Origin of the sequence: Rhodanobacter spathiphylli B39 (genome assembly GCF_000264295.1) — a bacterium.
In the GTDB taxonomy this organism is placed as follows: Bacteria; Pseudomonadota; Gammaproteobacteria; order Xanthomonadales; family Rhodanobacteraceae; genus Rhodanobacter; species Rhodanobacter spathiphylli.
In genome coordinates, this window is the sequence record NZ_AJXT01000042.1 from 1 (window position 1) to 13,736 (window position 13,736).

The window sequence follows — 13,736 nt, forward strand, 5'->3', positions numbered from 1 at the left end:
TCCCGCATTCGCGGGAATGACGCCGGCTAATTACGGACGTTTTCAAGGCCCGGGCCGATGCACAACATCCACTCCGACAAGATCCTCATCCTCGACTTCGGCGCGCAATACACGCAGCTGATCGCGCGGCGTGTGCGCGAGCTTGGCGTGTACTGCGAGATCTGGGCCTGGGATCATGATCCGGCCGAAATCGCCGGCTTCGGGGCCAGAGGCATCATCCTTTCCGGCGGGCCGGAATCCACCACGCTCGAAGGCGCGCCCAAGGCGCCGCAACAGGTGTTCGATTCGGGCCTGCCGATCCTCGGCATCTGCTACGGCATGCAGACCCTGGCCGCCCAGCTTGGCGGTGCGACCGAGGCGGCCGATGCCCGCGAATTCGGCCATGCCACGGTGGACGTCACCGACGCCAGCCGTCTGTTCAATGGCCTCAGCGATCATGCGGACAGTCACAAGCTCGACGTATGGATGAGCCACGGCGACCACGTGTCGAAGGCACCGCCGGGTTTCGTCATCACCGGCAGCACCGAGCGCATCCCGGTCGCCGTGATGGAAAACGAGGACAAGCGCTGGTACGGCGTGCAGTTCCACCCCGAGGTGACCCACACGAAGCAGGGCGGGGCGCTGCTGAAGCGCTTCATCACCGAGATCTGCGGCTGCGCCACCTTGTGGACCGCCGCCAACATCATCGACGACCAGATCGCCCGCGTGCGCGAACAGGTCGGCAACGACCACGTGCTGCTGGGCCTGTCCGGCGGCGTCGATTCCTCCGTGGTGGCCGCGCTGTTGCACAAGGCGATCGGTGAACAGCTGACCTGCGTGTTCGTCGACACCGGGCTGTTGCGCTGGCAGGAAGGCGACCAGGTGATGGCCACCATGGCCGAGAACATGGGCGTCAAGGTCATTCGGGTCAACGCCGCCGATCGCTATTTCAAGGCGCTCGAAGGCGTGGCCGATCCGGAAGCCAAGCGCAAGATCATCGGCGGCCTGTTCGTGGAAATCTTCGACGAGGAGTCCACCAGGCTCACCGCCGGCGGCAGCGGCGAGGTGAAGTGGCTGGCCCAGGGCACCATCTATCCCGACGTGATCGAGTCGGCCGGCAGCAAGACCGGCAAGGCCCACGTCATCAAGAGCCACCACAACGTCGGCGGCCTGCCGGCACACATGAAGCTGAAGCTGGTCGAGCCGCTGCGCGAGCTGTTCAAGGACGAGGTGCGCCGGATCGGCGTGGAACTCGGCTTGCCCCGCGCGATGGTCTATCGCCATCCGTTCCCGGGACCGGGCCTGGGCGTGCGCATCCTCGGTGAAGTGAAACGCGAATACGCCGAGCTGCTGGCCCAGGCCGACGCGATCTTCATCGACGAACTGCGCAAGGCCGATCTCTACGACAAAACGAGTCAGGCGTTCGCGGTCTTCCTGCCGGTCAAGTCGGTGGGCGTGGTCGGCGACGCACGCGCCTACGAGTGGGTGATCGCGCTGCGCGCGGTGGAAACCATCGACTTCATGACCGCCCATTGGGCGCACCTGCCGTACGAATTTCTTGGCAAGGTATCAAACAGAATTATCAATGAGTTGCGAGGAGTTTCTCGCGTAGTCTATGACATAAGTGGCAAACCGCCCGCTACGATCGAGTGGGAATAGTAAAATCAGCCACTTGGATGCGAGGAGAACAGCCGGCAACTTGCCGGCTTTCTCATGTAAATCATGCAATAACTTGAAATGACTGACGAAATTTCTCCAAGCTCCAGTGAATTCTCAGCTGCCGACGTGCAGCACATGCGGCGAGCACTGCAGCTGGCAGCGCACGCCCGTGATGCCGAGAATGAGGTGCCCGTCGGAGCCGTGCTGGTGCAGGGAGGGGAGATCGCCGGCCTGGGCTGGAATCGCAACATCACCCTGCACGATCCGACTGCCCATGCCGAAATCATGGCCATGCGGGCGGCAGGCGAGAAACTGGCCAATCACCGTCTTTCCGGTGCCACGCTCTACGTTACGCTGGAACCGTGCTCGATGTGCGCCATGGCCATGATCCACGCGAGGCTGGGAAGGGTGGTCTACGCCGCCGCCGATCCCAAGACCGGCGCGGCGGGCAGTGTGTTCGACACCCTGGTCGACGCGCGGCACAACCATCGGATCGAGGTGGCCGGCGGCCTGCTGGCTGAGGAATCGGCCGGGATGCTGCGGGAGTTCTTCCGCGCCCGCCGCTGAAGTCAGCCGCCGTCGTACTGGATATTGGCCGCAGCCAGGCCGGTGCTGCCGGGATCGGGGACATCCCTGCCTACCAGTTGCATGTGCAACCCCCACGGCGCCGCGAAATCCAGCACCATGTGCCCGGCCAGAGGCCCCGAGACCACGCGATGCGGCGCGCTGCTGATGGCCACGCCCCGGTTCCGCAGCCATTCGTTGGCGCGCGCCACGTCGTCCGTGGCCAGTTGCAGGGTCGCCGACGGCTTGTCCAGTGCCGGGGAAGGGGAGTTGCCCCGATCGACGAAGAGCTCGACCACCGAGCCTTCGTCGCAGGAAAGCAGGAGGGAATCCGCTGCGGGTTCACCGGACGCCGCTTCGGCCCCGATCAGCTGGCAATCGAGCACGTCGCGGAAGAACGTCGCCGCCTGCGCTACATCAGGCACGTCGACCCTGACGTACCCCACGTCATACGACGTGGCGGCACGAGCTCCCGACGGCGCGACCGCGCCGAGCATCAGCAGGACGTACAGCAATGCGAATATTTTCTTGCCCATGATCCGGTGGCCGAAGGTCTGTTCGGCCAGCTATGTGGGTTCGCATGACCGGCGGCAAAACCACGGTTTGCCGACCGCTGTGTTTCCGTTCGCGAACGCCACCGCAACTCCGGCATCGTTTCCGGAGGAGGACGGAATGATCACCCTAACCGGCTTGATGCATGGCGCGGCAAAACCAATCCTGTGTCTCGAACATCCCGGTCGACACGAATCGGCCCGGTCATTGCCGTTTCCAGGAGTCATTCGAATGAAGCGTTATCTCACTCATCTGCTGCAGGGCTCGCGCAGCCGCCTTGAAGATCTCCAGCCCGCACGCAAGCGCGCCGCGCCAAGAACGATTGCAGGCAGCGCCATCCTGCGGGCGGAAGACGGCTATGACTGGCTGCGGCAAATCAAGTCGACACAGAAGGGCTGCGCGAACCTGCTTTAGGACAAGGCAGTTGCAGCGCTACCGGGTCGGCGTCATGCATTCTTGATTTTACATAATATACATTATGCGAAATCAAGGAGGCGCCCGATGAGGCCGCGGCGACCGCTGCCGCCCGTCCTCTGGGCCAGTCTGTGGGCCGTCCACGCCTGTTGCACGCACTGATCTATACCCAACTAGCGCGCTAACACTCCGCATTTGCCGCGGACAACTGGCCCCACGTTGCAATGCCCGCACTCAATGGTCCGCAGGGTCAACGATATTCACCCGCCCATACGCAGTATCTGGCTTCCGACGAGTCACGCTGGACGGTGCGGCGAACTCGATCGCGTGAACGCCGTAGAAGGCAATTCTCTCGGCATCGTGTCGCAGCCACAGCGCTCAGGCTGGTCATTGTGCGAGGCCACAGGTTGATCGCCCACTTCAGCGCGCGCCACGCACCGGCAAGATGGCCCAGGCTCCAAGTGCGACGAGACACGCTGCCAGGGCGAACAACGCTGTATAACTCCCGCCGCTTGCCAGGAGGATGCCCGGCGCAATGGCTGGCATCAGCGACTGCGGCATGACGCTGGCGATGTTGAAGATGCCAAAGTTCCTCGCTGCATGTGTTTCCCGTTCTGGCAATACATCGGTCACCAGCGCCAGATCCGCGGCCAGGTATCCCCCCTGCGCCAGGCCGGTGATCGCCATCGCCATGAGGAAAAGGGTGTACGAAGTGGCAAAAGCGATGATCAACAAGGCTAACGCATAGATCAGTGCCGTGCTGCAGACGAAAGCCTTGCGCCGCCCGGGGGCATCCGACAACCCACCCCCCACGACACTGGAGACCGCTACCGCAGCGGATTGCACCAGGGTCGACAGGAATATCCACCGCGGCGCGGCAGCTGGGGGGCAGCCCAACTGATGGATCAGATAGAACTCCTGGTAGGTCATCAGCAGCGCGACACCGGCATAGAGCAGGAAACGGCTGCCCCACGCCCAGGCGAAATCCGGGTAGTGCAGCGGGTTGATCCAGAAGCTGCCCAGAAATCCGCGCCACCCGTAACGCAGCCGCTGCATGGCAACCAGACGACGGTCGGGCAATACCCAGGCCAGGAGGCATGCACCGATCAGGGCAATCACCGCCGGCACCAGAAAGATGGCCAGCGTGGAATGGGCAAGGAGCTCCACCAGATAGGTGCCTCCCACCATGCCCACCGGCACGCTGACACCCACGATGCCGGATACCATGCCGCGCTGTGATGCTGGAATCTGATCGGCAAGGATCGCAGTCAGTGCGGCCAATTGGGCATTGTAGGCAAGCTGCGTGATGCACCAACCCAGCAACAACTGCGGAACGGACACGGCCGTCGCAATGATTGCCAAGCCGACCGCTCCCCCCGTGGCGCCGGCAATCAGCCAGGGCCGTCGCATGCCGAAGCGCGAGGTCGTGCGATCCGAAAGACTGCCGAAGAACGGGTTGCCGAACAGCGCAATAAGCGCCCCCACACCTACCACCAGGGACAGGCTGCCCGTCGCGTGCGCCGGGGCGATCTCGCTCACGCGCATTGCCAGGCCGACCAGGATGGGCGGCAGCAACGCCATCCACAGGCCCATGTACGCCATGCCGTAGATCGCGATGAACGGCCAGCCGACGCGACACGCCGGTGGCGCCGCATCCGCGCATGCGCCGAAGGGCATGGGCAGCCCGCGCACCGCCACTCCGGCCTCGTCGTCGATCACCGCTCCTCCGCTCCGTCGATCCGTGCGCCAAGTCCCCTGCGCCGGTCCTGGACGAATATTACGGTTTCCGGGGCGCAGCGGTGGATGCTCGCAAGTGCACCTCGTAGGGCACCCGCGCCTGTCGGGGGGCGGAGGCGTCGCGGATCGACTGCAGCACGCTTTGCACGGCAAGGCATCCGAGCTCGCGGCATGGCTGATGCACCGTGGTCAGGCCGGGCGAGATCAGCTGCGACACCGGCGTACCGTCGAAGCCGCATACCGACAGGTCGCCGGGAATCGACAGTCCGCGTTCGTAGGCTTCGCGCATCACGCCGCAAGCCATGTCGTCGTTCGCCGCGAAGATCGCCGTCGGCGGGTGCCGCAGGTCGAGCAGCATCCGCGCACTGGCCACGCCCGAGGCGAAGGTGAAATCCCCGTCCGCCACCAGCGACTCGTCGTGGGCGATGCCGGCCCGGCGCAAGGCGTCGCGATAGCCGCCGAGCCGCCAGGTTCGCGCACCGTGTCCCTGCAGCCCGGCGATGTGGCCGATGCGGCGATGCCCGAGCGAGACCAGGTGCTCGACAATCTCGGCCGCCGCCCTGCGCTCGTCGAAGCCGACGTCGATGCGCGACTGGTGCAGTCTGGAGGAGATCGTCGAATAGGGAATGTCCAGCTCGTCGAGGCGCTGCAGCAGCTTCACGTTGTTCGCATGCGGCGGCACCAGCACCAGCGCGTCCGGCCGGTGCGTCGCCACGAAGCCATCGATCCGCGCAGCGAGGTCGTCCGCTGCGTCGAAGGGGTGCAGCACCGCGTTGTACGGCGTGCCCTTGCACGCCTGCAGCACGCCCACGATCAGTTCCATGGTGTAGCTGGAGCCGGCCATCGGGTTGTCGTACAGCAGCGCGACCAGGTACGAGCGATTCCCCGCCAGGCCACGTGCCGACGCGTTGGGCACGTAGTTGAGCGCGTGGATTGAGGCTTCGATCCGCGCGCGCAGCTTGGCGCGCACGGTCGTATGGCCGTTGAGCACGCGGGACACCGTCTTGGTGGATACGCCGGCATGCGCAGCGACGTCTTCGATTCTCGCAGGCATGTGCAGATCCCGCCCGTGTATGGCTTGCAGCGCTCCATCCTACCGCAAGCGGAAGGCCCGCAACCAGACGGAATGCGCTCGTTTCACGCGAAAGTACCAGCGCTGGTATTTTCTATTGACAGCGCTGGTACATTTGATTAGCTTGCGGCGAATGCGGGATCCGCTTGCAGGGGGACGCAACGCGGGAGAGAGGAGGCAACGGCCTACGCCACGGCACTCTCTTCCCGCCGACCGCAAAGGCAGGTTTGCACCTGGCCGATGAAGGCGGGCGATGGTCTGGGGTCTGGACGGCTGGCGGAAGAAACCGAGGTCGAGGGCGGAACCGCGTGGGCCGAGCGTTCACTGAAAACCGGGGAGATATCGAAGTGACGAAGCAATCCGTGCACCCGCTTGCAGGAGGCGCCAGTCAACTGCGCCTGTTGCCCCTCGCGATCGCGATGACGCTGTTCGTGGCCAGCCCGTTGCCTGCGCAACCTGCCCCGCAGGATGCGGACCAGGCCGCGCAGGCTGCACCGGCCGCGAAGAGGGATTCGAAGGTCGCCGAAAGAAAGAAGAACGCTGCCACGACGGCGAACGAGAAGGAGGCGAAGCAGCTCACCGGCATGACCGTCAACGGCTACTCGTCCAGCCTGAACCGTGGACAGAACATCAAGCGCTACGCCGACACCGTGGTCGACGCGATCTCGGCGCAGGACGCCGGCTCCCTGCCCGACCTGTCGGTGACCGAGGCCCTGCAACGCGTGCCGGGCGTGGCTGTCAGCGCCTTCGGCGTCGCCGCCGACCCGGACCACTTCTCGATCCAGGGGTCGGACATCAGCCTGCAGGGCCTGCCCTACACCAGCACGCTGTTCAACGGCCGCGAGGTGTTCTCCGCCGGCGGTGGCCAGGGGCTCAACTTCTCGACGGTGTCGCCCGAGCTGATCGGATCGGTCGTGGTGAGCAAGAACCAGACGGCGGACATGATCGAAGGCGGCATCGCTGGCTCGATCAACCTCAACACGCGCATGCCCTTCGACAGCAACAAGGACACACAGACCTCCGTCACCCTTGGCAGCTACTGGGGCGACCTGGCCAAGAAGGGCACGCCGCAGATCGCCGGCCTTTTCAGCCACAACTGGAATACCGGCATCGGCCGCTTCGGTTTCCTCGCCAACGTGGCCTACGACCGCATCTACCAGACCGACAATGCGATTTCCGTGGTCGATTACCAGCGGCGCTGCAATGGCTGCGACCTGCCGGGCGGCAGAACCGACGCCCTCCCCGGCCTTGCGCCGGGCGAATACCGCTACGTGCCGGTCGGCGGCGACCTTCGCCACCAGGACGAGACAAGCACGCGCTTCGGCCACGCGCTGGCCCTGCAATGGGAGAGCCCGGACAAGGCGTGGCAGGCCGCACTGACGTGGAATCGGACATCGGACTCCGAATCCACCTTCGAGCACACCCTGCAGGCATCCACGGATGGCTGCAGCGGCCAGACGCTGGCCGGTTGTGCCGTGCCACTGGCAGGCACCACGCCTGTGTACGACGCCAACGGCGTATTCCAGTCCGGCACCATCTCGGGCGATCCGGCGGCATCGACCTTCCTGCCATTCACCTATGGCGGCGTGCCGACGCAGCTCGATACCGCCGGCTTCAAGCGGCGATATGTGACCAACGACTACGCCTTCAACCTGAAGTGGAACGTCAATGACCGGCTGCACCTCAGCCTGGACGCGCAGGACACCCATTCCGACTACTCGGATTCCTACTACTACATTCGCCAGATGACGCAGGCGAACTGGTACATCGCCACGCACGGCGACAACGTGCCCACGATCAACCTGCTGTCGCCCGATCCCAACGAAACGACGGCCCAGTACTTCTCCAACCCCAGCAACACCTATTGGTCCGCGGCACAGGATCACCAGGAGAAGTCCTGGGGCAACCAGCGCGCCTTCCGCCTGGACGGCAGCTTCGACGTTGACAAGGGGCCGCTGGACGATATCCAGTTCGGCTTCCGGCACAGCGACCAGGAAGAAACGCTGTATTCCTCGCCGTACAGCTACTTCTGGGACATCAGCACGCCTTACGCCGGCGGGCCAGGGCTGGCAGTCACTGCCGCCGACACACCGAACGACGTTGCCCCGTACCACGTCAACCTGCCCGCCTTCGGCAACGGTGATTTCGGCGTGGTCGCGCCCTTCTTCAACCTCAACCCGCAGTCGCAATTCTGGCAGTCCGTCGCCGCGATGAAGCAGATCAACCAGCAGTCCCTGGCCATCAATCCGGGCTGGGACTGGTGGAGTCCCTATTACACCAACTACGAACGCGACCAGTACGGCTATGCCTTCGTGCCGGGCACGCACTACTTGCCGCAGGAAATCTCCTCCAACGGCGAAAAAACCAATGCCACCTATCTCCGCCTGGACTTCAGCAACGGCAACATGGATTTCCTGAGCGGCCTGCAGATCAGCGGCAACCTCGGCGTGCGCTACGTGCATACCCAGGACGATGCTTCGGGCTATCTGCTGCTGCCGGACATGAAGCAGGCTCTCGGCAATGCCACCGTTGCGGAGTATTGCCAGGGCGTAACGAAGAATGGCACCCAACCGGCGTCACCAGGCACGTTCTGCGCGCTCACCTCGCCACAACAGCAGCAATACGTGACGTTCGCCAACGGCGGTTATAGCCCGATCAAGGCCAGCAACGGCTACGGCAACTGGCTGCCCAGCTTCAATCTGTCGATTGGCTGGACCGACGACCTCATCACCCGTTTCGCATTCTCCGAGTCGATCTTCCGCCCGGCCCTCAACCAACTGGAGGCGGGCCAATCGATCAGCGGGCTGCTGCCTTACGGCACCAATGGCAGCACCGAGCCGACGGTGGGCAACGGCTACAACGGTACGAACCCCTACCTCAAGCCCATCACGGCGCACAACTTCGACCTGACCCAGGAGTGGTATTTCGGCAACGCCGGTTCGTTGACCGGCATGCTGTTCTGGAAGCAGTTGAACCACACCATCCAGTACATCACCAACGTGGTGAACACCACGGTGACGAACAACGGCGTGACCTATCCGGAGCAGTACACGGCAGGCCTGGCCAACCTCGACCAGAAGGGCAGCGTAGGCGGGGCAGAACTGGCTTACCAGCAGAAATTCGATTTCCTGCCTGGCTGGCTGTCCGGCTTTGGCGTGCAGACCAACTACACCTACATCAAGCCGCACGGACTGGCCTTCGGCATGGTCGACTACTGCCCCGCCACGTATCTGGCGGCTACACAGTGCGTCAACCAGCTCAAGCTGCCGCCAGGCGAATTGTCCCGCGATACCTTCAACTTCACCACGTATTACGAAAGAGGCCCGCTGTCGGCACGGCTGGCGTGGAACTGGCGCTCGCAGTTCCTGATCACGGGCCAGGAGGCGGATTATCCGTTCCTGCCAGTCATGGCCGCATCCCAGGGCCGGCTGGACGGTTCGCTGATCTACTCGCTCAACGACCACGTCAAGGTGGCCCTGCAGGTGGCCAACCTGTTGAACTCGACGTTCAAGAGCCGCGAGATCATCGACACCAACGGCACCACCGTGCCCAAGGGTTTCTTCCGCAACGACACCCGCTACAACCTCAGCCTGCGCGCGGACTTCTGACCGCTTCCGTGCAACACGCTCCCGCCATGGCGCATGCCGCACCACGTGCCATGGCGAGATGGCAGCACGATATGGCGAGCTCCCCGGTTGCCGTCATTCCCCTGAAGGCGGGAGTGGCGGCCCTGTTCGCCTGCCTGCTGCTCGCCGCATCCACGGCGCGGCCATTTCTGGACGGGCACCGCAGGCGACGGCGTGACGTCGCTGCGCTCGCCATCCGCCCTCGATGTGCAGCTCTGGGCGCAACTCCTGCCGGATGCGCCGAAGGCATGGCGGCGCGCGCTGGGCTGGATCGAACGCGGGCATGCGGTCAAGGGCGGCTACGCGTTCACCGATGCCCGCGACGGCATGTGGACGGAAGGTACTGCGCAGGCCGCGCTCGCCTGGCGATGGGTCGGCGACGAGGCCAGGGCGGACACGCTGCTCGCGAGGGTCGCGACGCAGGCCTCGCCGGGCGGCTTGCTCTACGGCACGCCCGAGCCACGCATCGTGGCGCCATATGCCTGGGACTACCACCGGCCATCCCTTGCCGCGACGGCATGGGCCGTGATCGCCGCATCGAATCGCAATCCGTACCTGCCGAGTCAAGGGCTTGCCACCCGGCACCCGCGATGAGCATGCATCCAATCTGTTCCGGAAAAACGAAGGGGACGTCATGGCATTCCACAAGACCCGCATTGCTTCCTTGATCGGCATCGCCCTATGGGCCTTCGGCGGTGCATGCATCACCGCGAACGCGAGCAGCGACGCGCACCCGTGGATGAACCTCAGGCTGACGCCCGACCAGCGCGCCGACCTCGTGCTGAAGGCGATGACGCAGGACGAGAAGTTCCGCCTGATTCGCGTCGACTTCGGCGACACCGAGAACGGCCACGTGATGGCACCGGGCGCGCTGGGCTCGGCCGGTTACGGCCCGGCGATCGCGCGACTGGGTCTGCCGGCCATCCAGGAAAGCGATGCCGGTCTCGGCGTAGCCAAGCCGCACAAGCTCGGCGCCACCGCCCTGCCCTCGGGCCTTGCCACCGCGGCCAGTTTCGATCCTGCGATCGCCCGCGAAGGCGGCGCGATGATTGGTAGCGAGGCGCACCGCCGCGGCTTCAACGTGATGCTGGCCGGCGGCGTGGATCTGCTGCGCGACCCGCGCAACGGACGCAATTTCGAATACGCGGGCGAAGACCCGCTGTTGGCCGGCGTGATCGCCGGCAACGCCATCGCCGGCATCCAGAGCCAGCACCTCGTCTCCACCATCAAGCACTACGCGCTCAACGACCTGGAAACCGACCGCACCACGCTGAGCGCGAATATCGATCGCGGCGCCGCGCGCGAGTCCGACCTGCTCGCCTTCGAGATCGCCATCGCGACTGGCGACCCGGGCTCGGTGATGTGTTCCTACAACCGCGTCAACGCCGTCTATGCCTGCGAGGACGACTGGCTGCTCAACGACGTGCTGAAGCACGACTGGCACTACCCCGGCTTCGTGATGTCGGACTGGGGCGCGGTGCACAGCGCCGCGAAATCCGCGCTGGCCGGACTGGATCAGGAATCGGCCGGCGAAACCTTCGACAAGGAGGTGTACTTCGACCAGCCGCTGCGCGCCGCGGTCGCTTCCGGCCAGGTGCCGCAGTCGCGTATCGACGACATGGCGCGGCGCATCCTGCGCAGTCTGTTCGCGGCCGGCGTGATGGATCATCCAGCACGACAGGCGCCCATCGATTTCGCCGCGGACCGCAAGGTGGCGCAGCGCGCCGAGGAAGCCGGCGCGGTGCTGCTGCGCAACCAGGGCGCGCTGCTGCCGCTGTCCGCTGGGCAGTCCGTGGCGGTGATCGGCGGCCATGCCGACAAGGGTGTGCTGACCGGCGGCGGCTCCTCCGCGGTGCAGTCGCCGCAAGGCAACGCGGTGCCGGGCCTGGCGCCCGCCGAGTGGCCGGGGCCGCGCATCTATCAGCCATCCGCACCACTCGCGGCGATCAGGCAACGCGCGCATGGCACGGTGAGCTACGCCAGCGGCGAGGACATCGCCGCCGCCGCGAAGCTGGCCGCGCAATCCAGGGTGGCCGTGGTGTTCGTCGAGCAGTGGGCGGCGGAAAGTTTCGACGCGTCGCACCTCACCTTGCCGGACAACCAGGATGCACTGGTCGAAGCCGTGGCCAAGGCCAACCCGCACATCATCGTGGTGCTGGAAAACAACGGTCCGGTGGCGATGCCGTGGCTGGACCAGGTCGGCGCCGTGCTGGAAGCCTGGTATCCCGGCGCGGCCGGCGGCGAGGCGATCGCGCGGCTGCTGTACGGCGAGGTCGATCCCTCCGGTCGCCTTCCGGTCACTTGGCCGCGCGACGAATCGCAGCTGCCGCGCCCGACTATCCCCGGCGCAGGCCTCGCCGCCATCGGCCTGCCACCGCAGGGCCAGCCCGCGCAGGACATCGACTACAACCTCGAAGGCGCTGACTTAGGCTACCGCTGGTACCAGCGCCAGCACCTCGAACCGCTGTTCCCGTTCGGCTACGGCCTGAGCTACACGCACTTTGAGTACAGCGACTTCAAGCCGCGGGTGGAAGGCGGCAAGCTCATCGCCTCGTTCACTGTCACCAATCGCGGTGCACGCGCGGGCGCCGATGTGCCACAGCTCTACGTGACTCCGCCCGGTTCGAACCATGCACGGCGACTGGCCGGCTGGTGCCGCGTCAGCCTGAAGCCCGGCCAGTCCGCGTTCCTCACGGTCGCCGCCGACCCGCGCCTGCTGGTGAGTTTCGACAGTCATGGCCAGCGCTGGCTGCGCCCGGCCGGCGCCTATCAATTGCAGCTTGGCCACTCGGCCATGTCGTTTCAGGGCGAAGGCAAGGTGACACTCACGGCAGTTTCCTGGGGTGCCGACGCATCGCCCCCAGGTGCAATTCGACCCTGCGTGACGGGCAAGCACTGAGCCGGCATGCCCTGGCGGGATGTCAAGCGGAAACTTCGTATGTCGTCCACAGACGATCAACCGGCTCGGCCTGCACGCTCCGGCGGGCCGGCCCCGTCGGGAATGCGACACGCGCAAAGGTGGCTGGCCTGCGAACAGGCACGGCGGTACCGCGAGGCGTTCGAGCGCAAGAGCCTCCGAAGCACCCTCCTTCCCGGACATTTTTGCCGCCCGTCCTTGATATGTGCGCTGGAACTGCCATTTCTGTCTGCATCGCGACCACGACAGGAGGCACCGCATGTCCCGTTACACCCGAACTCCCGAAGCCTTGTCGCAACTGAGCCCCGAGCAGTACCGGGTCACCCAGGAAAGTGGCACCGAGCGCCCCGGCACCGGCGAATACCTGCACAACAAGGAGCCCGGCATCTACGTGGATGTCGTTTCGGGCGAGCCATTGTTTGCCTCGTCGGACAAGTTCGAGTCGGGTTGCGGCTGGCCGAGCTTCACCAGGCCGATCGAGCCGGCCCATGTGAACGAGCTGCGTGACAGCAGCCACGGGATGATCCGCACCGAGGTACGCTCGACCCATGGCGACAGCCATCTCGGCCACGTCTTTCCGGACGGACCGAAGGATCGTGGCGGCCTGCGCTATTGCATCAATTCCGCTTCGCTGCGTTTTGTCCCTCGTGGAGAGATGGAAGCGCAGGGTTACGGCGCGTACCTGGATCAGGTGGAGGATGTGCGATGACGACCGAGCGCGCGGTGCTTGCCGGAGGCTGCTTCTGGGGCATGCAGGAGCTGATTCGCCAGCAGGATGGCGTGATCTCCACCCGGGTCGGCTACAGCGGCGGCGATGTGCCCAATGCGACCTACCGCAATCACGGCAGCCACGCCGAGGCCATCGAGATCGTGTTCGATCCGTCGCGAATCAGCTATCGCAGCCTGCTGGAATTCTTCTTCCAGATTCACGACCCGTCAACGCCCAACCGCCAGGGCAATGACCGTGGCACGTCCTATCGTTCGGCGATCTTCTACACCTCGGACGCGCAGAAGGAGGTCGCCGAAGACACCATTGCGGACGTCGATGCCTCCGGCCTGTGGCCGGGCAAGGTGGTGACCGAAGTGGCGCCGGCGGGTGACTTCTGGGAGGCCGAACCGGAGCACCAGGATTACCTGGAACGTTACCCGCAGGGCTATACCTGCCACTTCATCCGCCCCGACTGGAGACTGCCGAGGCGTGACGCGCAGGCCTGAA

The 13,736-nt window shown here is 65.1% G+C and carries 11 protein-coding genes; 8 read left to right on the forward strand and 3 right to left on the reverse strand.

The genetic code is table 11. The annotated features are described in order from the left end of the window. The first annotated feature begins 57 nt into the window (after window positions 1–57). Together guaA and tadA are read left to right on the forward strand one after the other, a co-directional pair. Complete coding sequence (gene guaA / locus UU7_RS12625; RefSeq protein WP_007808878.1) at window positions 58–1,638, forward strand: glutamine-hydrolyzing GMP synthase; 1,581 nt, start codon at window positions 58–60, stop codon at window positions 1,636–1,638. 78 nt (window positions 1,639–1,716) lie between these two features. Continuing rightward, complete coding sequence (gene tadA / locus UU7_RS12630; protein WP_040673423.1) at window positions 1,717–2,205, forward strand: tRNA adenosine(34) deaminase TadA; 489 nt, start codon at window positions 1,717–1,719, stop codon at window positions 2,203–2,205. Window positions 2,206–2,207: 2 nt separating this feature from the next. Here the strand turns inward: tadA and UU7_RS12635 are convergent, their stop codons facing one another. Further along, window positions 2,208–2,738 carry a VOC family protein gene (locus UU7_RS12635; protein ID WP_007808881.1) on the reverse strand — a complete coding sequence of 177 codons (531 nt, stop codon included), beginning with the start codon at window positions 2,736–2,738 and terminating at the stop codon, window positions 2,208–2,210. Between the two features lie 136 nt (window positions 2,739–2,874). On the opposite strand from UU7_RS12635, the gene UU7_RS18455 reads away from it, so the two are divergent. Further along, window positions 2,875–3,168, forward strand: a complete 294-nt coding sequence (locus UU7_RS18455; protein ID WP_157582242.1) for a hypothetical protein — start codon at window positions 2,875–2,877, stop codon at window positions 3,166–3,168. Between the two features lie 420 nt (window positions 3,169–3,588). On the opposite strand, the gene UU7_RS12645 is transcribed toward UU7_RS18455, so the two are convergent. Further along, window positions 3,589–4,887 (reverse strand): MFS transporter, encoded by a 1,299-nt coding sequence (locus UU7_RS12645; protein WP_007808885.1) that lies wholly within the window; start codon window positions 4,885–4,887, stop codon window positions 3,589–3,591. A 58-nt stretch (window positions 4,888–4,945) separates the two neighbouring features. Continuing rightward, window positions 4,946–5,959 (reverse strand): LacI family DNA-binding transcriptional regulator, encoded by a 1,014-nt coding sequence (locus tag UU7_RS12650; protein ID WP_007808886.1) that lies wholly within the window; start codon window positions 5,957–5,959, stop codon window positions 4,946–4,948. A 365-nt stretch (window positions 5,960–6,324) separates the two neighbouring features. Between UU7_RS12650 and UU7_RS12655 the strand changes: the two genes are divergently transcribed. The 5 genes from UU7_RS12655 (at window position 6,325) to msrA (ending at window position 13,735) form a co-directional block, all read left to right on the forward strand. After that, entirely contained in the window at window positions 6,325–9,585 is a 3,261-nt protein-coding gene (locus tag UU7_RS12655; protein WP_007808888.1) for a TonB-dependent receptor, read from the forward strand. Window positions 9,586–9,777: 192 nt separating this feature from the next. After that, window positions 9,778–10,197, forward strand: coding sequence for a hypothetical protein (locus tag UU7_RS12660; protein ID WP_007808890.1), 420 nt, complete (start codon window positions 9,778–9,780; stop codon window positions 10,195–10,197). A 40-nt stretch (window positions 10,198–10,237) separates the two neighbouring features. Then, on the forward strand, window positions 10,238–12,502 hold the full coding sequence (locus UU7_RS12665; RefSeq protein WP_007808892.1) for a beta-glucosidase: 2,265 nt from the start codon (window positions 10,238–10,240) through the stop codon (window positions 12,500–12,502). Between the two features lie 277 nt (window positions 12,503–12,779). Beyond that, a complete protein-coding gene (msrB, locus tag UU7_RS12670; RefSeq protein ID WP_007808894.1) occupies window positions 12,780–13,229 on the forward strand; it encodes a peptide-methionine (R)-S-oxide reductase MsrB in 450 nt (149 codons plus the stop codon). Continuing rightward, window positions 13,226–13,735 carry a peptide-methionine (S)-S-oxide reductase MsrA gene (msrA, locus tag UU7_RS12675; RefSeq protein WP_007808896.1) on the forward strand — a complete coding sequence of 170 codons (510 nt, stop codon included), beginning with the start codon at window positions 13,226–13,228 and terminating at the stop codon, window positions 13,733–13,735. Before msrB ends, msrA begins: the two co-directional genes overlap by 4 nt. Window position 13,736: the final 1 nt, after the last annotated feature.